At 46.7% G+C, this 22,542-nt stretch carries 26 protein-coding genes and 1 pseudogene; 14 read left to right on the plus strand and 13 right to left on the minus strand.

The genetic code is table 11. The features are described 5' to 3' along the window. Positions 1–98: 98 nt before the first annotated feature. Positions 99–575, plus strand: a complete 477-nt coding sequence (locus H6G00_RS02925) for a hypothetical protein (RefSeq protein WP_190795561.1) — start codon at positions 99–101, stop codon at positions 573–575. Between the two features lie 545 nt (positions 576–1,120). Here the strand turns inward: H6G00_RS02925 and H6G00_RS02930 are convergent. Beyond that, positions 1,121–1,303, minus strand: coding sequence for a hypothetical protein (locus H6G00_RS02930; RefSeq protein ID WP_190642855.1), 183 nt, complete (start codon positions 1,301–1,303; stop codon positions 1,121–1,123). Between the two features lie 256 nt (positions 1,304–1,559). On the opposite strand from H6G00_RS02930, the gene H6G00_RS02935 reads away from it, so the two are divergent. The 4 genes from H6G00_RS02935 (at position 1,560) to H6G00_RS02950 (ending at position 7,398) form a co-directional block, all read left to right on the plus strand. Continuing rightward, complete coding sequence (locus H6G00_RS02935) at positions 1,560–3,089, plus strand: FAD-dependent oxidoreductase (RefSeq protein WP_190795582.1); 1,530 nt, start codon at positions 1,560–1,562, stop codon at positions 3,087–3,089. 236 nt (positions 3,090–3,325) lie between these two features. Further along, on the plus strand, positions 3,326–5,056 hold the full coding sequence (locus tag H6G00_RS02940) for a diflavin flavoprotein (RefSeq protein ID WP_190795562.1): 1,731 nt from the start codon (positions 3,326–3,328) through the stop codon (positions 5,054–5,056). A 40-nt stretch (positions 5,057–5,096) separates the two neighbouring features. Beyond that, on the plus strand, positions 5,097–5,660 hold the full coding sequence (locus tag H6G00_RS02945; protein WP_190686538.1) for a phosphate-starvation-inducible PsiE family protein: 564 nt from the start codon (positions 5,097–5,099) through the stop codon (positions 5,658–5,660). A gap of 10 nt (positions 5,661–5,670) precedes the next feature. Then, positions 5,671–7,398, plus strand: coding sequence for a diflavin flavoprotein (locus H6G00_RS02950; RefSeq protein WP_190795563.1), 1,728 nt, complete (start codon positions 5,671–5,673; stop codon positions 7,396–7,398). A gap of 71 nt (positions 7,399–7,469) precedes the next feature. Here H6G00_RS02950 and H6G00_RS02955 read toward each other — a convergent pair whose 3' ends face one another. From H6G00_RS02955 to H6G00_RS02970, 4 genes are all read right to left on the minus strand, one after another. Next, entirely contained in the window at positions 7,470–8,444 is a 975-nt protein-coding gene (locus tag H6G00_RS02955) for a glutathione S-transferase family protein (RefSeq protein WP_190795564.1), read from the minus strand. Positions 8,445–8,453: 9 nt separating this feature from the next. Continuing rightward, positions 8,454–9,770 (minus strand): MFS transporter, encoded by a 1,317-nt coding sequence (locus tag H6G00_RS02960; protein WP_190795565.1) that lies wholly within the window; start codon positions 9,768–9,770, stop codon positions 8,454–8,456. Between the two features lie 228 nt (positions 9,771–9,998). Then, positions 9,999–10,805 (minus strand): class I SAM-dependent methyltransferase, encoded by an 807-nt coding sequence (locus H6G00_RS02965; RefSeq protein ID WP_190795566.1) that lies wholly within the window; start codon positions 10,803–10,805, stop codon positions 9,999–10,001. A 68-nt stretch (positions 10,806–10,873) separates the two neighbouring features. Then, a complete protein-coding gene (locus tag H6G00_RS02970; RefSeq protein WP_190795567.1) occupies positions 10,874–11,281 on the minus strand; it encodes a DUF4188 domain-containing protein in 408 nt (135 codons plus the stop codon). 113 nt (positions 11,282–11,394) lie between these two features. Between H6G00_RS02970 and H6G00_RS02975 the strand changes: the two genes are divergently transcribed. Continuing rightward, positions 11,395–11,937: a PadR family transcriptional regulator gene (locus H6G00_RS02975; protein ID WP_190795568.1), complete on the plus strand. Its 543-nt coding sequence runs from the start codon at positions 11,395–11,397 to the stop codon at positions 11,935–11,937. 21 nt (positions 11,938–11,958) lie between these two features. On the opposite strand, the gene H6G00_RS02980 is transcribed toward H6G00_RS02975, so the two are convergent. Beyond that, a complete protein-coding gene (locus H6G00_RS02980; RefSeq protein ID WP_190795569.1) occupies positions 11,959–12,831 on the minus strand; it encodes a helix-turn-helix domain-containing protein in 873 nt (290 codons plus the stop codon). Positions 12,832–13,016: 185 nt separating this feature from the next. On the opposite strand from H6G00_RS02980, the gene H6G00_RS02985 reads away from it, so the two are divergent. Then, positions 13,017–13,649, plus strand: a complete 633-nt coding sequence (locus H6G00_RS02985) for an FMN-dependent NADH-azoreductase (protein ID WP_190795570.1) — start codon at positions 13,017–13,019, stop codon at positions 13,647–13,649. On the opposite strand, the gene H6G00_RS02990 is transcribed toward H6G00_RS02985, so the two are convergent. Continuing rightward, positions 13,627–14,847: an ROK family transcriptional regulator gene (locus H6G00_RS02990; protein WP_190642845.1), complete on the minus strand. Its 1,221-nt coding sequence runs from the start codon at positions 14,845–14,847 to the stop codon at positions 13,627–13,629. The genes H6G00_RS02985 and H6G00_RS02990 overlap by 23 nt on opposite strands. 169 nt (positions 14,848–15,016) lie before the next feature. Here H6G00_RS02990 and H6G00_RS02995 point away from each other — a divergent pair, with 169 nt between their 5' ends. The 6 genes from H6G00_RS02995 (at position 15,017) to H6G00_RS03020 (ending at position 18,728) form a co-directional block, all read left to right on the plus strand. Next, positions 15,017–15,661, plus strand: coding sequence for an HAD family phosphatase (locus H6G00_RS02995; RefSeq protein ID WP_190795571.1), 645 nt, complete (start codon positions 15,017–15,019; stop codon positions 15,659–15,661). Next, positions 15,658–16,296 carry an NUDIX hydrolase gene (locus tag H6G00_RS03000; protein ID WP_190795572.1) on the plus strand — a complete coding sequence of 213 codons (639 nt, stop codon included), beginning with the start codon at positions 15,658–15,660 and terminating at the stop codon, positions 16,294–16,296. The genes H6G00_RS02995 and H6G00_RS03000 overlap by 4 nt, the downstream gene beginning before the upstream one ends. 88 nt (positions 16,297–16,384) lie before the next feature. Next, positions 16,385–17,572 (plus strand): MFS transporter, encoded by a 1,188-nt coding sequence (locus tag H6G00_RS03005; protein ID WP_190795573.1) that lies wholly within the window; start codon positions 16,385–16,387, stop codon positions 17,570–17,572. 27 nt (positions 17,573–17,599) lie between these two features. Then, positions 17,600–18,100, plus strand: coding sequence for an N-acetyltransferase (locus H6G00_RS03010; protein ID WP_190795574.1), 501 nt, complete (start codon positions 17,600–17,602; stop codon positions 18,098–18,100). A gap of 37 nt (positions 18,101–18,137) precedes the next feature. Then, positions 18,138–18,551 (plus strand): nuclear transport factor 2 family protein, encoded by a 414-nt coding sequence (locus tag H6G00_RS03015; protein WP_190795575.1) that lies wholly within the window; start codon positions 18,138–18,140, stop codon positions 18,549–18,551. Between the two features lie 36 nt (positions 18,552–18,587). Then, the gene (locus H6G00_RS03020; protein ID WP_190795576.1) at positions 18,588–18,728 is read left to right on the plus strand and encodes a hypothetical protein; all 141 of its coding nucleotides are present in this window, start codon (positions 18,588–18,590) and stop codon (positions 18,726–18,728) included. A 533-nt stretch (positions 18,729–19,261) separates the two neighbouring features. On the opposite strand, the gene H6G00_RS36015 is transcribed toward H6G00_RS03020, so the two are convergent. The 6 genes and pseudogenes from H6G00_RS36015 to H6G00_RS03050 all read right to left on the minus strand — a co-directional run. After that, entirely contained in the window at positions 19,262–19,765 is a 504-nt protein-coding gene (locus H6G00_RS36015) for a HEPN domain-containing protein (RefSeq protein WP_190795577.1), read from the minus strand. Then, complete coding sequence (locus H6G00_RS36020) at positions 19,765–20,106, minus strand: HEPN domain-containing protein (RefSeq protein WP_190795578.1); 342 nt, start codon at positions 20,104–20,106, stop codon at positions 19,765–19,767. Before H6G00_RS36020 ends, H6G00_RS36015 begins: the two co-directional genes overlap by 1 nt. 233 nt (positions 20,107–20,339) lie before the next feature. Next, positions 20,340–21,341, minus strand: coding sequence for a DUF262 domain-containing protein (locus H6G00_RS03035; RefSeq protein ID WP_190795579.1), 1,002 nt, complete (start codon positions 21,339–21,341; stop codon positions 20,340–20,342). A 204-nt stretch (positions 21,342–21,545) separates the two neighbouring features. Then, a complete protein-coding gene (locus tag H6G00_RS03040; protein WP_190795580.1) occupies positions 21,546–21,704 on the minus strand; it encodes a hypothetical protein in 159 nt (52 codons plus the stop codon). A 36-nt stretch (positions 21,705–21,740) separates the two neighbouring features. Continuing rightward, positions 21,741–21,935 carry an SDR family oxidoreductase gene (locus H6G00_RS03045; protein WP_190795581.1) on the minus strand — a complete coding sequence of 65 codons (195 nt, stop codon included), beginning with the start codon at positions 21,933–21,935 and terminating at the stop codon, positions 21,741–21,743. Between the two features lie 48 nt (positions 21,936–21,983). Beyond that, positions 21,984–22,124, minus strand: a pseudogene (locus H6G00_RS03050) (SDR family oxidoreductase); the annotation flags it as partial. A gap of 122 nt (positions 22,125–22,246) precedes the next feature. Here H6G00_RS03050 and H6G00_RS03055 point away from each other — a divergent pair. Continuing rightward, the coding region (locus tag H6G00_RS03055) for a helix-turn-helix domain-containing protein (protein WP_199318280.1) at positions 22,247–22,542 on the plus strand (296 nt) is incomplete at its 3' end.

Below are 22,542 nucleotides of genomic sequence, written 5' to 3' on the forward strand. Positions count from 1 at the left end.
TGAGGTCTTCCTCACTCTCACCAATCTCTAGCTTGTATACCCCTGCCATCCTTCGTCTTTGAACCCATCAAAAGCTTTATACCATCTGTAGCCTTACTTTGAAGAATTGGTATTATTTCACCAATCATGAGGTAATTCCTGAAGGTGAAATTAAAACTCAGCCATCGCGGGCTTCGGCTCTTGCCCAAATTCCTAAAACTTTTGTTTTTCCCAAAACTTATCCAAACAGTGTTCGTGTACCGTTACCTGCTAATCCACCTGTTGTTTCTGTGCCGACGGATATCACCCCTGAGCGAGTCCGGCAATTGGCTTATGCAATCAACGACCCGGCAGGTGGTTATAAGGTGCAAAGTCTGATTGGGCTGCATGTCAGCGCACCTTATCTGCATGATGGCGGTGTAGCGGCTGGGGCTGAGGCGCTTAAGCAAGATAGCAAGGGGCGCTATGTTGTTGCTAACTCTGAGCAACTGGGGCTGGGTGGCACTTCAATTAGCAATATTCCGCCTGATCCAGAGGCAAGTTTGCGAGTGTTGTTGGATCGAGATTTGAGAGAGTTGGCGATCGCCAATAACTAGTCCAACCCTGACCTCTAGGCAACTAACGTAGACGGCAGTGGACATGAATATTGGGTTGACTCAAAAGCAGGATTTTCAACGGAAGAGCAAACTACTCTGATTCAATTTTTGCTGTCGATTGATGACGATCCAGCCGTACTGCCAAATTCAGCACTGGCAGAAAACCAGTAGATACTGCGTGTAGGAGAATGCTACTCCCTCATAGGGAGTATTCGCTACTCGCCAAACTTCCAATACCGTTCCTACAAAACAGGCTACAGGTAAAAGGAATGCCCTCGAAGGAGAATGCCCTTTTACCTGTAGCCCTCATCTAAAGCTATCTTTTCATCACCTTAAACAGGACCACTGGATGATGCTGATTGACTGACACATCTTCTGATGTAGGTTGGGTGGAGCAAAGCAGAACCTAACTCCTGGCGCAATTCTGTTAGGTTTCGCGATGCTTCACCCAACCTACGGTATATCAGTAGTTTTAGGAGTTTTATCAGTCAGCCAGGATGATGTGTTTGTCCAACTTGTTGGACAAACGAAGATTGATTAGACAGTTAGAAACGAACGATACCGTAGTAATAGCTGATTGCCAGAACCAGAATTGTGAGAACGCCTATCGCCGTGCTGATGACCAGCACTTGAGAGGATTTAGGATCTGGATCTTGTTTGTTGTTCTTAATTGACTCGCCGGTTACATTAGCAGGGTTGTTAGGATTAGTTGGTTCTTCAGTTCTCATTGGTATTAATATGAAAAACAATGCTTTTCATGCTGGGCTGAAACCTGCAAAACTTCATCTAACTTAGGGACTACTCGGTTTTTGTAGAAGGATTAGAATTTGCTGGAAGAAGGTAGGAAAGCCGACCCGCTTTGCTGGTGCAGAGGAGAGAGTTTGCTGAGTGATTCTTCTGATTCCAGAGCATGAGGGTTTGGTCAACACTACCTTAGCGAGAAAGCTTTATGCTGTGAAGCAGGTGAAACAGAGATCTCAACCGATGCATCAAACTCAAGAGCGTCCCAAAGTAGTCATCGTTGGAGCAGGGTGGGCTGGTTTAGGAGCAGCCTACCATCTTGCTCAACAGGGGTATGATGTTACCTTACTGGAGGCAGGAAGGTACCCAGGTGGGCTGGTGGCAGGATGGAAGACAGCCCAGGGGCGATCGATTGAAGCTGGCATTCATGGCTTCTGGTATCCCTACCGCAACATTTTTTCCCTGGTTAAGCAACTCGGTCTAACCCCTTTTACCGATTGGACTCGCTCTTCCCAGTATTCCCCAGCAGGTCTGGAAGTGGAGTCACCTATCTTTCAACAGGAACCTCGGCTACCCACGCCACTGGGCACGTTCTTGTATACACGATTTAAGCGGCTCCCCTTGAGCGATCGCCTCTCTGCCCTACCCTTACTCTATGCGCTGGTCGATTTTGACAACTCAGATGCAGCTTGGCAACGGTATGACCCGGTTACTGCCCGTGAACTCTTTAAGCAATTTGGAGTCTCTGCCCGTCTCTACAAAGAGTCGTTTGAGCCGATGTTATTGGTGGGATTGTTTGCACCAGGAGAACAATGTTCAGCGGCGGCAGCGTTAGGAATGCTGTATTACTTCATCTTGGCTCATCAGCCAGATTTTGACGTGGTCTGGTGTCGCGGTACCGTGGGAGACTTAATTTTTCGCCCCTGGGTTGAGCAAATTGAGCAGAGGGGCGGACGAGTACTGACTCAGCAACGAGTCACCGATTTGATAGTCAAGGCACAGGAAGGAGGAGATACAAGCCCTCAAGTGACCGGTGTGGTTTGTGGGGATGAAGTGTTTGAGGCAGATGCCGTGATTTTTGCTGTCGGAGTGACTGGAATGCAAAAAATTGTGAGTAGCAGTTCAGTGCTTCGGAAATTGCCTGAATTTTGCAATTTGATGAATTTGGGTGCGATCGATGTGCTAGCAACCCGGCTTTGGTTTGACCGTAAAGTTCCGGTACCTTTGCCTTCTAACGCTTGCTTCGGATTTGATAACACGACGGGTTGGACATTTTTTGACCTGAATACGCTACACGATGAGTGGAAAGATGAACCCGGTAGTGTGATTGAAGCAGACTTTTACCATGCCAATCAACTGTTGCCGCTTGATGACGAACAAATCATTGCCAAAGTGCATCAGGATTTAGCAACTTGTGTTCCTCAATTTCACCATGCCAAAGTGATTGATAGCAGTGTTGTGCGGTTGCCTAAAGCGGTCACGCACTTCTCTCCTGGAAGCTACCAATCGATGCTGCCGGGAAAAACAAGTTTGTCTAACCTATTCATGAGTGGGGATTGGATTATTACTCGTCATGGTTCTTGGTCCCAGGAGAAGGCGTATGTCACCGGGTTAGAAGCAGCCAATCGAGTGATTGAGCAGTTTGGAGTGGGGACATCTGCCCCAATTATTGAAGTTGAACCAGATGAACCTCACATCGAATTCGCTCGCTCAACAAACCGCGCCTTGCGGGATTGGACTAGCCAATTTCTGCCGCCTCTGTGGCTCCCTTAGAAGCTTAGGGATGAGAGATTGCTACTACTCCATGTTGTGATAAGACAATTCGGCGGGTGGAGTGATAGAGATACCGATTCCGAGCTACATAGACTATAGTTTTGCTTAACTATTGCTAATAAAAATATAAAAATCGCTTATAGCGAACTTTGAATATTGACATTTTACAAAACTATGTTCTCAAGTCACGATGAGTGTAACGAAGCAGAAACACTCAAGTTACGAGGAGAATCTTCATGGTTGCAGTTACGCTCCAACCGCTTGCTGTTCAGCCGCCAGCCCGTCTGACGATACAGACAATCGAGATTGCGCCCGAAACAACTGCAATGCGATCGCTTGACTGGGATCGAGAGCGCTTCGACATTGAATTTGTCCTCAACAATGGCACAACCTACAACTCCTTCTTGATTCGCGGCGATAAGGTTGCCTTAGTCGATACAAGTCATCAAAAGTTTCGCTCACTTTATTTCGATCTGTTGACAGGTTTAATTGATCCACAGTCGATCGATTACTTGATCATCAGCCATACCGAACCCGACCATAGTGGATTGGTGAAAGAAGTACTGCAACTTGCCCCACAGATTACCGTTGTTGGCGCAAAAGTGGCAATTCAGTTTCTGGAAAATATGGTGCATCAGCCATTTCAGCATCTGCTGGTGAAGAATGGCGATCGCCTCGATTTAGGTCAGGGTCACGAATTGGAATTTGTTTCGGCTCCAAATCTGCACTGGCCCGATACCATTTTTACCTTTGATCACAAAACTGGTGTTCTTTTCACCTGTGATGCCTTTGGAATGCATTACTGCGATGATCACACCTTTGATCAAGAGCCAGAGCTAATTGCTGCCGATTACAAATACTATTACGACTGCTTGATGGCTCCCAATGCGCGGTCGGTATTGGCTGCGCTCAAGCGAATTGAGAAGTTAGAGATTCAAACGATCGCGACAGGGCATGGACCATTACTGCGTCATCACCTATCTAATTGGGTCGATTCCTATCGGACGTGGAGCCAGGAGCAGACTAAAGCAGATGTGTTCATTGCAGTGTTTTATGCAGAAGAATACGGCTACGCAGAGCAATTGGCACGGGCGATCGCTCATAGCATCATCAAAACCGAAGCCACTGTTGAACTGGTTGATTTGATGAGTGCCGAACTGCAAGAAGTTCGTGAGCTAGTCAACAGTGCCGCCGGACTGGTGATTGGAATGCCACCTCAGTCAAATGTTAGCGCTCATGCTGCTTTAAGTACTATTTTGGCGGCGGCACATTCCAAGCAGGCGATCGGACTGTTTGAGTCGGGTGGGGGTGAGGATGAGCCAATTTATCCTTTACGCAACCAGTTTCAAGAAATTGGATTAATGGAAGCGTTTCCGCCAATTTTGCTGAAAGCAGCACCAACGCAGGCAATCGAACAAATCTGCGATGAAGCAGGGGTTGACCTGGGTCAGTGGGTGACTCGCGATCGCACGATCAAGCAGATGAAATCCATTGATTCGCAGCTCGAGCGGGCGCTCGGAAGACTCAGCAACGGACTGTATTTACTCACCACCCAGAAAGGTGATGTTTCCAGCGCTATGGTTGCGACGTGGGTAACGCAGGCTAGCCTGGAGCCGCTCGGTGTAGCGATTGCAGTTGCCAAAGATCGGGCCATTGAGGCGCTATTGCATCCGGGCGATCGCTTCGTCCTGAATGTGTTGCAGGAAGGTAAGTCTCAGCCTTTGATGAAGCACTTTCTGAAGCGCTTTGCACCCGGGAGCGATCGCTTTGCAGGTGTAAAAACCTATGCCGCTGCAAATGGTTCACCAATTCTAGCGGATGCTCTCGCCTATCTCGAATGTGAGGTGACCAGCCGCCTGGAAAATAACGATCACTGGATCATCTACAGCATTGTTCAGACGGGACGTGTTGCCCAGTTAGATGCACTCACTGCTGTGCATCATCGCAAAGTTGGTAATCACTATTGAACCTCAAATTGCTTGCACTACCTCATCTTGGAGTTCTTCAATGCAAAAACCCTTTAGAAACACAACAGGACACTGGTCAGATTTACTTTATAGCGGCGGAGTCATTCGCATTCTTGAAGCCATTCAAGATCTGATTGTGATTTCACTTTGCATCGGGCTGTTTAGCTTTATGGTGATGCAGCTTCGGGAAATGGTGTTGTCACTATTGCCGCCAGCGGATCTGCAAAATGTCACGTCCGATATTTTGTTTCTGTTAATTTTGGTAGAGCTGTTTCGCCTGTTGATCATTTATTTACAGGAACATCGGGTGTCGATTGGGGTTGCGGTTGAAGTGTCGATCGTATCCGTTTTGCGCGAGGTAATTGTGCGCGGCATTCTCGAAACTCCCTGGACGCAAGTACTAGCAACCTGCTCTTTTCTGCTGGCGCTGGCGGTTCTGCTGATTGTGCGCGTTTGGCTACCACCTACGTTTGAAGGCGTTGATCCCGAAGAACAAGTTTCGCGTCGCCATCGTGCCCGCCATGCCGATGAAACGGCAGAATCTGGACTGCGCGCAGCTATGACTACGCCCATTGCTACTATCCTTGATCGCTCTGAATTGTAAGGAGAAGACCATGCTTCATAACACGCTTGCCCAAGGTCAGCGCGATGTTCAAGTTGCCGAAATTGGTTTGCACACTACAATTCTGCGATCGCGCACTTGGGACCGTCTTAAGTTTGAGGTGGAATATGCCCGTCAGCGAGGCACAACCGCCAATTCCTACCTGATTTGGGGCGATCGCACCGCCCTGATCGATCCGCCAGGAGAATCATTCACTCAAATTTTTGTGCAGGAACTAGAGCATCAAATAGATCTTGCAAAACTTGACTACATCATTTTGAGTCATGTGAATCCCAATCGAATCGCAACGCTGACCGCTTTGCTTGAAAAAGCACCCCAAGTCACAATTGTTTGCTCTAAGCCTGCTGCGATCGCCTTAAAAGCAACCCATTTCAACGGGAAGATTCAAGTTGTGCGATTGGATGACACGCTGGAGCTAGGGCAGGGGCATCACCTGCAATTTATTCCTGTTCCGACACCACGTTGGGCGGATGGACTCTGCACCTATGACCCACAGACGCAAATGCTTTATACCGACAAGCTATTTGGCGTGCATCTGTGTGCCGATGAAATATTTGACGAGAACTGGAAGCAGCTTGATGACGATCGCCGCTACTACTTTGACTGCCTGTACGCTGCCCAAGCCAAACAGGTTGAAGCTGCGCTCGACAAGATTGCCCCTTTTTCTGCTAAAGCGTATGCGCCTGGGCATGGGGCGATCGTGCGCTACAGCCTGAGCCGCCTCAGCCATGACTATCGCCAGTGGTGCCAGCAGCAAAAATCGCAGGAGCTGAGAGTCGCGCTGCTGTATGCTTCTGCCTATGGCAATACGGCAACCTTGGCACAAGCGATCGCCCAGGGCCTGATTCGCTCAGGTGTAGCGGTCGAGGCAATCAACTGTGAACAAGCAGAACCTACTGAGATCACGCGATTGGTTGAAATGTGCGATGGTTTCATCATTGGTTCTCCGACTTTGGGCGGTCACGCGCCAACCCAAATTCAAACTGCTCTAGGATTGGTGCTATCAGCAGCGGCGAAAACGAAGTTGGCAGGCGTGTTTGGTTCCTATGGCTGGAGCGGCGAGGCGATCGACTTAATTGAAACAAAGTTGCAGGATGTCAACTATCGCTTTGGATTTGAACCAATCCGGGTTCGCTTTAGTCCTGATGCGACCACCTTGCAAACTTGTGAAGCAGCGGGGGCTGAGTTTGCCCAGGCTCTAAAGACGACCCGGAAGCTGCGATCGCCCCGTCAAGTCATTGCCCCAACTCAAACCGATCGCACCGCTCAAGCCATCGGGCGCGTTGTCGGTTCGCTCTGCGTCGTGACAACCCGATCGGGTGACGACCACAGCGGCATCCTTACCTCTTGGGCATCACAGGCATCTTTTAATCCACCAGGATTGATGTTGTCTGTTGCTGCCGACCAAAATGCTGAACGGCTCACGTCTCCGGGCGATCGCTTTGTGCTCAATATTCTCAAAGAAGGGCGCAACCTGAGACGGCACTTTTCCAGCCATAGCCAACCCGGGATGAATCCGTTTGCCACACTTGACACTCAGATTGCCAGCAACGGTTGTCTGATTCTCAATGATGCTCTGGCTTTTGTGGAATGCACCGTGCAGCAGCGGATGAGCTGTGGCGATCGCTGGCTGATTTACGCCACCGTAGATAGCGGTCAAGTTCTGGAACCTAAAGGCATCACCGCTATTGCTCACCGCAAGTCAGGTAGCTCTACTTAATCAGATTTACCTGTGTAGGACAGCAGGCAATAGGTACTTCTAAAGCAGCTATCCTTTTGTCAAAGGTAAGCCTACGAAACTTTGTGAAACGAATCGCGATCGTGCGGTTCCTCAAAATCGATAATTGGTCCCTTAGGTACAATTTGATTTGGATTGATATCAGTCATGCTCTTGTAGTAGCCGCGTTTCGTATGGTCTAAATTACAGGTCGCTTTAAACTCAGGACGCTGATAGAGATCCTTCAGATAATTCCAAAGGTTTGGATAGTCGAGGATTCGCCGTAAGTTGCACTTGAAGTGACTGTAATACACAGTGTCAAAGCGATACAGCGTCGTGAACATACAGACATCTGCTTCCGTGAGGCGATCGCCACACAAATACCGCTGCTGGCTCAGAGCAGTTTCCCAGTGATCTAAATGCTCGAAGAGTTCAACTACTGCCTCTTCATAGGCTGCTTGTGAAGTGGCAAAACCAGCCCGATATACTCCAGCATTGACTGGCAGATAAAGTACGTCGATTGTTTCATCAATTTTTTGTTGAAGGTCACGTGGATACAAATCAATTTTCTGTGTTGCCAATGCTGCAAACTCTACGTCAAACATTCGGATGATTTGGCGAGATTCGTTGTTTACGATGGTTTGAGTTTGCTTATCCCACAACACTGGAACCGTAACTCGCCCGGTGTATTTTGGATTTGCTTTCACATAAATTTCTTGCAGGTATTGAGCATGATTCACCGAGTCAGAAATGGCTCCCCCTGCTTCAGAAAATACCCAGCCTTTCTCGCCCATGATCGGATCGACAATCGAGACTGAAATAGCAGCATTCAACCCTTTGATTTCTCGCATAATGAGGGTGCGATGTGCCCACGGACAACCTAAAGCAACGTAGAGGTGATAGCGCTCTGCTTCGGCTTTAAACCCGCTTGACCCATCAGCAGTGACGCGATCGCGAAACGTCGTCGGTATTTCCTTGAACTTACCGCTGGAATCAGATTGATTCCTATGGGTTGTCCACTTGCCTGCGATCATCATGCCTGTAGCCATAATTTTCTCCTAACCATAATGGTTTAACATCAAATGTTTTTGGTAATTTACGGACAGTTTTTGATAAGAATGCGATCGGATTGCCATGAGCGTCACCGTTAAACCGATCAATCCAGTGAGGGTAAATAAAAGCGCAATTCCTCGATCGGTTCCTGTGCCAAACCAACCGCCTAAGAGATCTACACCTGCACCTGTTGTCATAAACGGAATGAAAATGAATTGGGCGATCGGACCAATCATAAAAGCGGTGAGGGGTGAGGCGGCTTGCTCGATGCTTTGGGCAAAGCCAAATACTCGTCCCTGACGTTCAAGTGGAATTACAGTTTGAAAGATAGTTTGTTCCGCAGCTTCAACGACTGGAATTAGGCAAAGATACCCAAACATACCGACGGCTAGCAGAATAATAGATGCCTGAATCGTGAAGAAAATGGCAATAATCCACATCACGATGTTAGTTAGAAATAATGTTCGCAGAGGGCTTTTCCCTAAGCCATTTCTGGCAACCCATAGTCCGCCTACGATGAAGCCTAAGCTCAAGAATCCCCATAAAACGCCCCAAGCCTGCACTGAAACGAGTGATAGACCATAGGCATCCATCAGCGACATGAAGACTCCGCCTAAGAAGTTGTTAAAGCAATTGAAGAAAATTAATGCAAACAGTCCGGGAATTAGACGAATGACGCGAATTGTGCCACGAATATCAATCTGATTGGTGTGAGTTTCAGTATGGATAACCCTCTGTTCGGGAATAGACATTGTCCCTAAATGCAGAATGGTGAGAAGCGTCAGTCCGATCGCAAAAATCAGCATCCAAGATACGCCGAGAAATCCGATCACCATTCCACTGAAGATAGAAGCAACTAGAAATGCAACTCCATTCGCGGTACCCACTAGACCATTTGCCTTGTCCCGTTCTGCTTCAGAAATTAGGATTGTCACCAGTGTGGGTAAGGCAATGGTGCGAAGGTTTCCGGCGATCGCTCCCACTAACGCAAGAATGATGAATCCCAAAAGAACCATACTGGCAGGATCAGTAAAAGCAGAGGTCGGAGTAAAAATAAAAATGAGGTAGGCAAGGATATATAAAAAGAGAGAACAAATGCTTGAAAGCATCATCACTGTTTTCTTCTTATATCGATCGACCAGCGACCCCAGGAAGAATCCAGAGATGGCTACGGTTCCTACATAGATGCCTGCCATCGTTGATGTAGCTAGCACAGATTGAGTTTGCAGATACACCCAAAAGGTGACCGCAAACCAAACAAATGTGTTGGTCAGCGATGCCACCAGTGAGTTTGCCAGAATAGCGTAAAACAGTTTTGTCATAAAATATTTGCAGGTAATGATGTAAGGCTCAAAAAGCCCTCGTCTTCATTCTCTACCCATGCATTGTTTTCTGTGGCTAGCTATAGCCCTCTAAGAGTAGCGATCGCCCCTTTTCTTTGCTTCACCCAATCGATTCACCCAATCGAATGAAGTGAGTTTTTAGAACTGTAATTAACTTACCGGGGCGATCGCTGCTGGTTGAGAAAAGGACTGCTGTTCAACGCCAGCTTACTTTACAGCAATTGCTTTAAAGAAGGTGTAGTTGAAGGTGCCGTTTTCCTCTGCTGTAGCGTACAAATCAGTAATGCCTTGCTCCCAGGTCTTGAGATCGATTAATTTCTGCTGTAAAGCTTGTTCTTTTGCTCCTGCCACCATTGCAGTGAAGGTATTTTTAGTAAATCCTTCTACCCATTCTGGTCTACTCGAATCGACATAAACTTGGCGAGGTGTAACTCGGATGTTTTGAAATCCGGCTTGCTTGAGTAATGGGTACAACTGTCTGCCAATGAGAGAATTGCCGCCCATACTAGCCTGAAGTTCTATTAGGCAGGCGATCGCCCGCTGAGCATATTCACTGTCTGGATAGAAATAGGCAGATGCATGATCGCCCTCTATTACGGTGAGTGTCCCGCCAGGTTTCAAAACTCGCTTCAATTGTTGTAGGGCTGCTAATGGCTGTTGCAGATGTTCTAACACAAAGCAAACGAAGATGTGATCAAAGTAGTTTGCTTCAAACGACAGGTTGAGAATATCATCTGTGCGAAAACTAACATTGGATATTCCTTGATGAGCCACAGCAGCCTGTGCTGCCTCAACTGATGCAGGAGAAATGTCTACTGAGATAAACTGTGTTTTGGGATTATTCTGTGCCAGGATAACAGTTTGCGCTCCTACGCCACATCCCGCTTCCAGCACTAGAGCACCTTTGGGATAGAGCGTATCGTGATGCAGTAATTCAGCAAGGGTATTAGCCTGGTCAAGCAAACGCTCGTTCTCTCGGACTGAATATCCGTGAACATAGTCTTGTCTAGTCATAACTCCTCGCCACGCTACGATTAGCGGTTAATTCACTGCATCTTCAACAGTTGCGATCGCCTCCCAGTCTATAGCGATGTCAAACTTGCGTAAAGGGTAGCCATCCCTTGGGGTTCGTGGCTGTATTTGCCACTATGGTCTGGGCGATAAGTCTCATTGTACAAACAAAGGCTATCAGGATTCTTCATCACAAACTGCATCATATGTCGGTGAGCTTCACCTCGGAAAAATTGTTTCAGATCTTGTTCCGAACGCCAATAGCTGACCACAATCACTTCATTCGGGCTACAAATCCCAGCTTTTACCTGGACACACCCTTCAGCCTTGACAGTGGAATTTTTGATCCATGTCAAGTTTTTCCACATCCAGAAGAACCCGGGGCGATCGCGTGCCAACATTCCATTCACAAAGACAACTGCTTGAGAATGTTCTGGCAAATCAACCTGATAGATGGAGTATCCCTCAGCACTCATCATATTTAGGCTCCTTGGCAAGACCCATTAAAGATACATACTCAGTCTGAGAATATTCACTAAATTGAATATAAAACTCATGATATACTCACTAAATTGAATATGTCAACTCCTTCATGTCTCTTATCTATGCCATCTTGTCTGCCCTGGTTGGTGCCCCCAGCAGCGGCTATGACCTTGCCAAACGATTTAATCCCTCAGTGGAGGGATCGGTAGGGTTTTTCTGGAATGCTAGCTTCCAACAAATTTACCGGGAGCTAAACCGCCTGGAAGAGAAAGGGTGGCTGCAAGCCAAATCAGTGCAGCAGGAAAATCGCCCTGACAAACGTATCTACAGTGTCACACCCGTGGGTGAGCAACAGTTGTGTCAGTGGATTGCCGAATCTGAAGAAATGACACCGATTAAAGATGAGTTATTGGTGAAGCTTTTTGTGGGGCATTTGGTGCCTCACCAAACCCTGTTATCAAAACTGGAGAACCATCGACAGCAGCATCAACAGCGATTGACGATTTATCAGGAAATAAAGCACCAGTACTTTCAGGAGCCGCAAGCGTTGTCAGAGGCTCTCAAGTTTCAATACATGACATTGCTGCACGGAATTCACCATGAAACAGGTTGGCTATCCTGGTGTGACGAAATCATGCCGCTGCTGAAATAGGTCAGCGCGCAGCAGAGGAACTTAATGAGTTCTATAGGCTTTCGGAGTCATGCCTGTGAACTGGCGAAACTGTTTGCTCAGGTGACTGTGGCTGTTAAACCCACACGAGAAGGCAATATCCATAATGGATTGATCCGTTTGCTTCAACAGTTGCTTTGCTCGCTCTATTCGCTGCTGAAGCAAGTATTGATAGGGAGCAATGCCAATGGATTGCTTAAACTGGTGGCTAAAGTGGAATTGGCTCATGCCTAATAATGTTGCTAAGTCGGCAAGCTTGATATCTTGATCCAAATGGTCGTTGATGTAGTCCAGGACTCGCAGCAGTTGATGTTGGGTTAATCCACCTTCATAAATGGTGAGGTGAGGACGAGTCACGGCATATTGCCTGAGCAAATGCACTGCTAACACGTTGGTGAGTGAATCAATGTAGAGTTTTCCGCCTAAACTTTCTTGCTGGAGTTCTCCCAGTAACATCAGGGCGATCGCCTCAATCTGCGGATCTCGGGCTCGAAACTTGGGAATCAACTCCAGGTGATCAGGATTAATATTCAGAGTTTCTTGAGCAATAGTTTGAATAAAACGGGACGCGAGGCGAATCTCTAAAAACAGATCTTCACTATCCCAACGAGCAAAGAGCGGTATCTTAGCAGGTGTGATAGAAATATCGCCCTTCCCATATAGGCTGGTATAAGTTTTGCCCCCTTTGATATGCATAAAGCGAACTGGACGGGGGGCGAGCGACATACAAATCGTATGTTCGTCATCAAACAGGCACAGTGCCTCACCTGCCGGATGTTGATGCTGCTTCACTAGAATGTTTTCCCAACCCCGATTTTGACTGGACAAGATGGGTGCGTAGATTGCTTCAGTCTGCTGCACGGTTGGAATACTCATGGGAAAGGCGCAATATTCTGTATTTTGACTCTCTACTCCTAGAATACCTGCTGCTGAGCAACCTGAAAGCTAACCGCAAGATTTTGATAGTGTCACAGGAATTAGATAGTTAAACGCAGCAGCATTTCTCTAAGTTGAAAGAGTAACGAAGCAGCGAAGCTTTGCAAGTCAGGAGAATCATCAATATGGCACATGTATTGCATCTGGATTCTAGTCCACGCAGCGAACGCTCTCACTCTCGTCGCATGACCCGCGAATTTGTTGAGCAGTGGAAACAAGCTCACCCGAAGGATACAGTTACCTATCGAGACATTGGACATCATCCTGTTCCCTATATAGATGAACTCTGGATTGCTGCTGCTTTCACATCGCCTGAACAGCGCACACCCGAACAGTGGGAAGCCATTCGCCTCAGCGATCAACTGGTAGATGAGTTCCTAGCGGCAGATGTTTATGTGATTGGCGTTCCCATGTATAACTTCAGCGTTCCTGGTGCGTTCAAGTCCTACATTGACCAGATTGTGCGAATAGGGCGAACCGTTGCATTTGAACCCAATGGTTCTGCCAATGCTTACAAGCCACTGGTGTTAGGCAAGAAAATGTTTGTGGTTGAAGCGCGAGGAGATTCAGGCTTTCAGCCCGGCGGAATTTACGAAAAGATGAATCATCATGATCCTTATCTCGTCACCGTTTTTGGGTTTATGGGCATCACAGATATCAGTTTTATTCATGTAGAAAATGATGAATATGGCGGTCAAAAGTTAGTAGAATCGATCGCAGCAGCTCGCACCAAGATCAGTGAGCTAATTGCTGCATAGGGCGTAACACCAGATCGGGAACCCGAAACAATGATTGATAAGCTAGCACTGCACCCCCTACCGCAGAGGCATCTTCACCGAATGAGGAGATCTCAAACTTAGCTTTAGGATTGCTGAAGAAACCTTGTTCACCCTGGCGAGGCATCTCGTCTCGTAGCCGGGTCATCAGTGAATCTTTGACATAAGGAAACAGGACGGTGAGTGGTCCGCCCAGCACAATTTGTTCTGGATTGAGCAGGCTGACGACGCTGATTAATCCTCGTCCCAAGTTCTCTGCCCAATCTTGGACTACGGTGTGGGCGATCGCTTCTCCCTGTTCTAACTGTTCCACTAGTTCTGATAGGTTAGTGGCTTTGCCGCCCTGTTTCCAATAGCGGTCTAGCAAGTCTTCTTTGCCTACCCGATGCCCGCACTCACTTGCATTGTCTTGCCCTGGTGGATCACTCATCAGGGCACTGATTTCTCCAGCCGTACCATACGCCCCGCGAAACACACGGTTATTGAGGATAATGCCGCTACCAATACCTCGGTTAATCAAAATATAGAGCAAGCTAGAGCTTTGCATCGCGCTGCCCAGATAGACTTCGGCTAGTGCAGCAGCATTGGCATCGTTATCGACAAATAAAGGTAAATCGAGATGGGGTTGCAGATAGCGGCGTAAATCTACCCCAGACCAGTTGAAAAACGGGGCACGAATCACCACACCATCCAGGTTTAATACTCCTTGAATCGAGAGTCCAATTCCTCTCAAGCGAGAATCACGCGATGGATTTGCCTGACGAACCTGATCGATCAACTGCATTAGTTGCGGTAGTACCAGTTCTGGTACTGTTTCGACGAGCGGTTGCTGCACTTTTGCCACAATCTGAGCTGCCAAATTTAGCATCACAACGGTCAAATGTTCTACTTCGATCGCCGCTCCGATAAAAAATGCCCCTTCTGGATTGAGCATCAAGCCTCTACCAGGGCGACCTCCTCCTCGGCTCACCGAAAACTCACCGCTCTCTCGAACTAATTTCTGGGCAATCAGTTCAGCGGTGATAACAGTGACGGTGGAGCGGGTCAGTCCGGTTAATCGCGCCAGTTCAGCCCGTGAAATGGGAGCATGGCAGCGCAACAGTTCCAGTAATCGGGCTATGTTGATTTGCTTGAGTAAACCGGAATTGGTCGGGGCAAATTGGGGAGAAGCGATCGCCATACCAAAATTTATTTTGATCCAGTTTGTTTTTCTAACAAACAAATTAGCATAGCTTTTATAGCGATCTTAAATCAGTTGTGAGGGCAGTTCGATAAGTGAACTTATTGAAACTCACTTATCTTCTGCACGGTTTGGGACTGCTATATCTGACGTTTAGCAGGGTGAAGTGATGCAGTGCATTTCAAGTTTGAAGACACAAAACTTAGACGGTCAAGCCCTGAATGAGTTAATTGCGCCTTCTCCACCTTATGCCGCTTTGATTTTTGACTGTGATGGCACTCTCGCCAATACGCTGCCAGTGCATTGTCAAATCTGGATGGCTGCCTTTCGCAAATTTGGTGCAGAGGTACCAGAGGCGTGGTATTACGAACGGACAGGGCTTCCTGCTGCAGAGTTAATTGCAGCGTTTAACCAGAGCTTTGGCTACACGATTGACGAGAACACGCTTGATGCAGAGCGGCAGAAGCACTTTGCTGAGTTGATTCACCAGGTGCAAGAGGTCGATGCAGTAGCAGCGATCGCACGGGCAAACTCTGGCAAAGTGCCAATGGCAGTGGCTTCTAATGGGCAAAAGTCGATTGTGGAGCCTACGGTTGAAGCAATTGGGCTGCGATCGCTCTTCCACACGATTGTCACACTCGATGATGTCTCAGTCGGAAAACCTGCTCCAGACCTGTTTCTACTGGCGGCTGAAAGAATGGGCGTTGAGCCTCACGGATGTATTGTCTATGAGGACAGCGATACAGGGCTAGAAGCAGCACGACGAGCAGGGATGCGCTGGGTTGACGTGCGGGTACTTTGGAGAGAATCATGAGTTCAAAGTGGTTGGAATGGAGCCAACAGCTTCAGGCGATCGCCCAGAACGGATTTGCTTATTGCCAAAATCCCTATGACCTTGAGCGGTATGAGCAAGTGCGTCAACTTGCCGCTGAAATCATGGCAGCGCATACCGGGGTAGAGCCAAGCTTTGTATATTCCCTCTTCGAACAGGAGGAAGGATATGCAACGCCTAAGGTTGATGTGCGGGGTGCCGTATTTCGAGAAGACAAAATTTTGCTGGTAAAGGAGCGGGAAGATGGTCGCTGGACGCTTCCGGGTGGCTGGGTTGATGTGGGCGAATCACCGAGTCAGGCAGTTGAGAGAGAAGTGTATGAGGAATCGGGCTATCAGACAAAGGCGACCAAATTGTTAGCCCTGTTTGACCGCAACCACGCTCGTCATGGGCACCCGCCATTTCATCATCATGTTTATAAACTCTTCTTTCACTGTGAAATCTTGGATAGTGCACCGCAAGAGAGTCACAAAAGTGAAAATCACGAAACAGAGGCAGTTGCCTTTTTTGCAGAACACCAAATCCCAGAACTATCCCTCACCCGCGTTATGCCAACCCAGATTGCTCGATTGTTTGAGCATTTGCGGCATCCGGATTGGGCAACTGATTTTGATTAATCTTTAGAGCGCTTCGATCTGCGATTTCTTTAACGAGGTCGCAGAGCTGAAACCTCTACGTTAATGTGTGGATGATCGAGAGTCGTTTATGAAATCCAAATCTTTTCCCGCCTGGGTTGGTATTGCTCTGGCATTTTATGCTTTTATTGCGATCGCCATTGCAGAGAGCGGTTTAGGGGTGCTGTTGCCCTCTATTCTAGATGCCTACAACCTGACTCCGGCAACGGTAACAATTCTGTTTTTTAGCCAAATTAGTGGCTATTTTGTGGCGGCACTCACCAGTAGTTTGTTGAGCGATCGCATGGGTCTAACTCGGATGGTTTTACTGGCAGCCATCTGTGTAACTAGTGCGCTCTGTATCTATGCTTCAACCCCTCATTGGATTGTCATGGTGATCACGGGAACGCTGTTGGGACTGGGAGTAGGACTGATTGATGCAGGCATTAATACCTTTATGTCTCACAAGCAGGGCAGTGCCAATTTGATGGGGCTACTTCATGCCTTTTATGGCATTGGCGCACTTGCAGGGCCAGCGATCGCTACCACTTTGCTCACCTTTGGGGTAAATTGGCGATCGGCTTATTGGCTCTTTGCTGGAATCGTAGCGCTGTTAGTCGCTGGAATGCTCTGGGCATCACAACGTCATCCGCTCCTGGATTTACCGGCTTCTCCTCACCAAAGTGCTGGAGGCAATCTTCGTCAGTCCCTGAAGACACCTGTTGTACTGGTTGCAGGTCTATTTCTGTTGCTTTATGTGGGCACAGAAGCAGCGATCGGTATTTGGGCATACTCGGTGCAAACGATTGGGCGAGATACCCCTGTGGCGATCGCAGGCTATAGCGTCACTGCCTACTGGTTAGGGCTAACCATCGGGCGCTTAAGCATGGGGCAACTGATGAAACCCATTGGGGCAACTCGACTGATTGACTATTCACTCATCTTACTGATTGCAGGGTTGTTGATTTGGTGGCTGTTTCCCTATCAGCTCTGGAGCTTGCCCTTGCTTGGGTTTGCTCTGTCAGCCATTTTCCCTACTACTATTTGGTTGATGCCACGCCGAGTACCAGCGGCGATCGTGCCAGCGGCGATCGGTTTTTTGACCAGTATGGGCAGCGTTGGAGCGGTGAGCATTCCCACTGGAATTGGCTGGATGGCGGACAAAGCAAGCCTGAATGTTGTCCCAATGGTGATGTTGCCACTGGCTGTTCTAATGGTGATACTACATCGATGGTTAGTGAAAAACACAGAACTCATTGCAGATACCCAATCGGTTTAGCAAAATGCAAACATCAATCCATCAGATATGAATATAAACGTTCGAGAAGAAGTTGCTTCTGATGTGGCAGACATCAGGGCATTGATAGTCGCCGCATTTCTCAATGCCCCTCATACCAGCCATACGGAGCAGCTTATTGTTGATGCTTTACGTAACTCAGGGAATCTGACTATTTCTCTTGTTGCTGAGGTTGATGGACAAATCGTCGGACATGTTGCGATATCTCCAGTTTCCATTTCTGACGGCAGCCAGAATTGGTACGGGCTTGGGCCGATCTCTGTAATTCCTAAATATCAAGGTCTTGGCATTGGGTCACAGCTCATGAGGCAGGCATTAGCCAGTCTGTGCGATCGGGGTGCATCTGGATGTGTAGTGCTGGGCAACCCTAAGTACTACGGTCGCTTTGGTTTTAAGGCAGAACCAAATCTTGTCCTTCCAGAAGTGCCACCTGAATACTTCCAAGCCATTTCTTTTGATGGACGAATACCCAGTGGACTTGTTTCATACCATGAGTCATTTAATGGATAGTAACAAGTTTGGCAAAGTATAGGTACAAGCAGACACTATGGCAGCAAGTGAGCAGGATAGGCAACAGATTGCAGCAGTACTTGAGCAGTATCGCTGTGGTTTTGCCGTATTGAATGCAGAACAGCTCAAAGCTATTTGGGATCAAGATTATGAGAATATCCTTTATATTGCTCAGGAAGCAGCTCTACCGATGCGAGGTTGGGCGAAGGTCAGACAGTATTATGAAAGCGTGGCTGAGTTCCTAAGACAGGTCAGGACGATGACGGTTAGTGATTTATCGATTGATGTTTTTGGCGATGTTGCCTACGCTTTTTGCACATTTCACTTTGAGGGTGAGGTTGAGGGAAATTCACTTCGTATTGCCGATGGACGAAACACCTTTATTCTGCACCGCAAGGACGAAATGTGGAAGGTGATTCACTATCATGAGTCTGCTCCTGGTCCCGTGTAGATTGCTTGAACTATTCTCAGCAGCATTGGCGTACTGGTGCTACCAGACCAAAAGGCGATCGGCAACGCCTACGAAGCATTTGATGAGAGCGATAACTTAAAAGATGAGTCTCAGCGGGTTGCTGTTAGACAACTTGGTGACAAACTTGTAGCGGTTACCGCTAAGTTAAACCCCTGAGCCGAGATGAGGCAGGCGATCGCCAACTATCAATCGCACTAGAAAATTATTTACTCTAATGTCCACTCAAGGCGATCGCACGATTAGTCTTTGATATTGGTCAATCTTCCACTGCTGTCTGAACATTAAGTGCGATCGCTAAGAACCTGTTTTCTCTTGGCTCAATCCTAAGTTCCTGTCAAGGAGAACTGAAAGAAGGTTCTGAGGTAATCCTGCCCGAACCCTGTCAGGTGATCGAGAACTGTCAATCACACAAGTTAAAATATTGATTGCTCTATTTAAGAGTAATTTAATCATGTCTAGTTTGGGCAATCACGTCAATGTAGAATACCCAATAATCGTTATCTAAAGGTTCATCAAATCTACTAACCCATGAAGAACTAATAAATCCAGAAATTTGTTTTGGATAAGATATTTTGTCCAGATCTTACTGAGCATCGTTTAGTAATCAGCAAAGTTTTTTCTGTTTAAAAATTACTTCTCGACTACAGTGATAAATTTGCCGTGAACAGCATAACCTGGTTATGCAAGAATCAACTCTCACTATTTATTGTGCCACACAAGGCAGTAAGTTGCTTGTGTGTCATCTGCTCAAGACCTAGTGCAAGTGTTTTGATCTTATTAATAAAATCTTCAAGTTCTACAGCAGTTATTTTAAGATAACCTTCTCCATGTGCTATCAGATTGCGCTTTTTAAGCAGTTCTTGAATCGTCGCTACGTAGCCAACGTCTCTCCTAATAGATTTTGGTTTCCATTTGTTTTCTATTAATTGGACGATTTCAGCTTCAATCTGAGTAACATGTGAATCATCAAGCGATCTCGCGGAAAGTATGTCTTTCATACGAACCTTAAAGGATATATCAACTTGTGATCTTTGAGAATGCGTTGTGACTCCAAAATCCCTTTGAGATAATGCTTCAATTGCATCCGTAATGCCGATTCTACGTAGCATCTTCTCTATAACGTCAACTTTAGGATTTCCACCTGTATCAGAAAAAACATTTCCGTCTATTTCGATACTTGCCTTCCCCGTCACTAGGTTTTGTAATTTTTGCGATGGGATTCACTGCCAGAATTACATTGTTTTAGTATTGTTTCAAGAACAGTTTCTAATAAAGAAACTGGTACAAGTTCTGGATGTACATTTGCCTCATTTATTCCGCTTGCAAATTCATTAAGGAGCATCTTTAAAAAACCTTCGAAATGCCCACATAAAAGGACGATTCCACTACGGGAAAACGTGTTAGCCCTAGATAAATGTCTCGACTTCTCTATCGCTGTCTTAGAGTTTTCGGCTTCTTCAAGAGCATTTTGAGTTTCCTCAAGAAGCAAACTGACTTCATCAAGTAGGTCATTAAATTTATCAAACGCTTGCACTTTGATCACCAACTAGTCTATAAGTGAAGAGTTAAGGGAAGCCATTTCAATTACTTCTTCTAGTGATAAATACAATGTTTGAGTTCGACGCTTGACCTTTCTTAGTTGAGCAGTACCTTGAAAAATAGAGTTCCAATAATCATCCTTATTAAAAGCCTTAAATGTTACATCACGAATTGATTTTATCTGGTTAGGTAAAAGATTGTTATATTCGGGCAGGCAGGAGTAAACAATCATTTGAGACTCGTAAATTGCTCCGTTAAATAAGTATGTGCCCAACCACCCTCAGGAGGATTAGAACGATTGCGAGGTCGTCGAAAAGCTACACGAGGACCAAGAATTTGATATAAAAGGTCTACAGTTTTGTTAAAGAGATTCAAAAGTTCCTCGTAGCGTGCTGTACTGATTTTTCGATTCTCGTCCATATACTCATTAAGATATTCAGTGTAATTACTGTTGTAGTCCTTTGATAAATCTCTATATGCGAAAAATCGTAGAACCAATTCTGCATCTTTCATATTGCTGCGTGTTTTTTTTGGAAGTTCTATAAGTTCTTGACACTTAGTATTACTGGCGGATTCAAGCAGCAATTTGTTGAATGGTCCATTCTGTATACAATTACGGACTTCCTGATCCGTTAACTCTACACTACCTGTGTTGAGTCTCTCAAATACTTCAAATTTGAGCATTGGATCAGATTCATTCAGAATAACCATGCATCTAATATGGCGTTTTTGAAGAGAACTACGGTCTTCCTGAGAAAGCTCACGAAAGGTTTTACCATTAAGGTCTGAGAGAACACGCAAGCCTTGTAAGGTTAAAGACTGAAGGGGAATTGAGCTAAAAAGAGGATTAAGTTCGTCTGGTCTTGTAAATCGGAGTAGGGATGCTAGGCGCTGTTGTCCATCTATAACTGTAAGCTTAGTGTCTGGCTCCTCACTTAAGTAGAGAACTGGCACTGGGATGTTAAGCAAAAGCGATTCAACAAATCGAGAGGCTTTTTCATCATCCCAGCGATACTTCCTCTGATAATCAGGGTTCAAAATTAAATCACCATCAACGATCATGTCCATCAAGCTCCGTACAGCATAGTCATAAGGCTGCGTTTGGACACGTCGGGCTGCTTTACTTCGATAAGGTGAGTTCTCAATATCCTCTTCTACTCCAATTTCCTCAGTTCCTTCAATTAAATTCTCTTCAGGTAGAACAGTAAATTGTTCACTTTGTGTAGACATAATAGATTGGGGTTGAGCTACCAATAGATTTTGATAATGGCTTGCCTTCTATCCTAATCGAAAGGTGTTAACATTACTTACAGAAAAGGTATTAACATTACTTACAGAGTAGTAGTGTGGACACTGTCAGCTCTATCAGCGTGAGCTTTTGTACTACAAAGTCAGGGCAAAAACAACGCGAGAATATAGGTTTGAGGAATTAGCTTAAATTGGTTCTTGAGGAATCAAAGCAATAGTAGGGTGGGCACTGCCCACCATCCCTTGTCCGGTGATCAGCGGTTCGCCACGCCCGCGATCAATTGGCGGAAAATTCAGCTCCTTGAGCCTACCGCCTGCTGTTTTGGCTGCATAAGCGTGAATCATGTTTGTTTCCCTCTTGAGTGTATTCAGACTGAATTCTCACTCCAGTTGTGAGAAAACTTTCTTGGTAGCGGTAAAGCCGCCATCAATTTTGAGACTCGTACCTGTAACAAAAGCAGTTTCAGAACTAGCAAGATCAGAGCCTATGCCAGCCACCTCGTCACCCTGTCCGTAGCGACCGCGGGCAATCATCTTGATCATGGCTGCGGCAACGTCTCCATCTGCGGGATCCATATCGGTGTTGATCGCGACTTGGTTGCAACGTTTCGCACTGCCGATCGACTATTGCGCTACAAACCCACCATCTACCATCAACGTTTCACCTATTACGAACGATGCCAGGTCAGATGATAAAAACAGGACTGCATTTGCAACTTCAAGCGGTGTGCCAATTCGTCCGATCGGGTGAAGTCCTGCCAAGTAATACCAATTCTTCAAAGTAAGGCTACAGATGGTACAAAGCTTTTGATGGGTTCAAAGACGAAGGATGGCAGGGGGTATACAAGCTAGAGATTAGTGAGAGTGAGGAAGACCTCAAAGGGTTACTGAGAGAGCAGAAAACTGCATCAGGCAAAGAACGGATACAACTGCTGTATCTGCTCAAAAGTAGGCAAGCGGCAACGATACAGCAAGCAGCGCAATTGCTTGGACGCAACCGGGTCAGCGTTCAGAAGTGGTTACGGCGCTATCGAGCAGGAGGACTCAGCGAGATGCTGGAGAAAAAGGAACCCTGCGGTCGCCCCCGTGCGATTCCAGCCTGGGCAGAAGCGAGTCTGAAAAAGCGGTTGCAAGAGCCTGAGGGGTTTGATGGCTACGGAGCAATTTGTGATTGGTTCGAGAC

Source organism: Leptolyngbya sp. FACHB-541 (assembly GCF_014695875.1).
In the GTDB taxonomy this organism is placed as follows: Bacteria; Cyanobacteriota; Cyanobacteriia; order Elainellales; family Elainellaceae; genus JAAUTN01.

Coding starts and splice junctions, on each gene's coding strand:
- H6G00_RS02930 (WP_190642855.1), bottom strand. CDS start 1,303: ATGAGAACTGAAGAACCAACTAATCCTAACAACCCTGCTAATGTAACC.
- H6G00_RS02935 (WP_190795582.1), top strand. CDS start 1,560: ATGCATCAAACTCAAGAGCGTCCCAAAGTAGTCATCGTTGGAGCAGGG.
- H6G00_RS02940 (WP_190795562.1), top strand. CDS start 3,326: ATGGTTGCAGTTACGCTCCAACCGCTTGCTGTTCAGCCGCCAGCCCGT.
- H6G00_RS02945 (WP_190686538.1), top strand. CDS start 5,097: ATGCAAAAACCCTTTAGAAACACAACAGGACACTGGTCAGATTTACTT.
- H6G00_RS02950 (WP_190795563.1), top strand. CDS start 5,671: ATGCTTCATAACACGCTTGCCCAAGGTCAGCGCGATGTTCAAGTTGCC.
- H6G00_RS02955 (WP_190795564.1), bottom strand. CDS start 8,444: ATGGCTACAGGCATGATGATCGCAGGCAAGTGGACAACCCATAGGAAT.
- H6G00_RS02960 (WP_190795565.1), bottom strand. CDS start 9,770: ATGACAAAACTGTTTTACGCTATTCTGGCAAACTCACTGGTGGCATCG.
- H6G00_RS02965 (WP_190795566.1), bottom strand. CDS start 10,805: ATGACTAGACAAGACTATGTTCACGGATATTCAGTCCGAGAGAACGAG.
- H6G00_RS02970 (WP_190795567.1), bottom strand. CDS start 11,281: ATGATGAGTGCTGAGGGATACTCCATCTATCAGGTTGATTTGCCAGAA.
- H6G00_RS02975 (WP_190795568.1), top strand. CDS start 11,395: ATGTCTCTTATCTATGCCATCTTGTCTGCCCTGGTTGGTGCCCCCAGC.
- H6G00_RS02980 (WP_190795569.1), bottom strand. CDS start 12,831: ATGAGTATTCCAACCGTGCAGCAGACTGAAGCAATCTACGCACCCATC.
- H6G00_RS02985 (WP_190795570.1), top strand. CDS start 13,017: ATGGCACATGTATTGCATCTGGATTCTAGTCCACGCAGCGAACGCTCT.
- H6G00_RS02990 (WP_190642845.1), bottom strand. CDS start 14,847: ATGGCGATCGCTTCTCCCCAATTTGCCCCGACCAATTCCGGTTTACTC.
- H6G00_RS02995 (WP_190795571.1), top strand. CDS start 15,017: ATGCAGTGCATTTCAAGTTTGAAGACACAAAACTTAGACGGTCAAGCC.
- H6G00_RS03000 (WP_190795572.1), top strand. CDS start 15,658: ATGAGTTCAAAGTGGTTGGAATGGAGCCAACAGCTTCAGGCGATCGCC.
- H6G00_RS03005 (WP_190795573.1), top strand. CDS start 16,385: ATGAAATCCAAATCTTTTCCCGCCTGGGTTGGTATTGCTCTGGCATTT.
- H6G00_RS03010 (WP_190795574.1), top strand. CDS start 17,600: ATGAATATAAACGTTCGAGAAGAAGTTGCTTCTGATGTGGCAGACATC.
- H6G00_RS03015 (WP_190795575.1), top strand. CDS start 18,138: ATGGCAGCAAGTGAGCAGGATAGGCAACAGATTGCAGCAGTACTTGAG.
- H6G00_RS03035 (WP_190795579.1), bottom strand. CDS start 21,341: ATGTCTACACAAAGTGAACAATTTACTGTTCTACCTGAAGAGAATTTA.
- H6G00_RS03040 (WP_190795580.1), bottom strand. CDS start 21,704: ATGATTCACGCTTATGCAGCCAAAACAGCAGGCGGTAGGCTCAAGGAG.
- H6G00_RS03045 (WP_190795581.1), bottom strand. CDS start 21,935: ATGGATCCCGCAGATGGAGACGTTGCCGCAGCCATGATCAAGATGATT.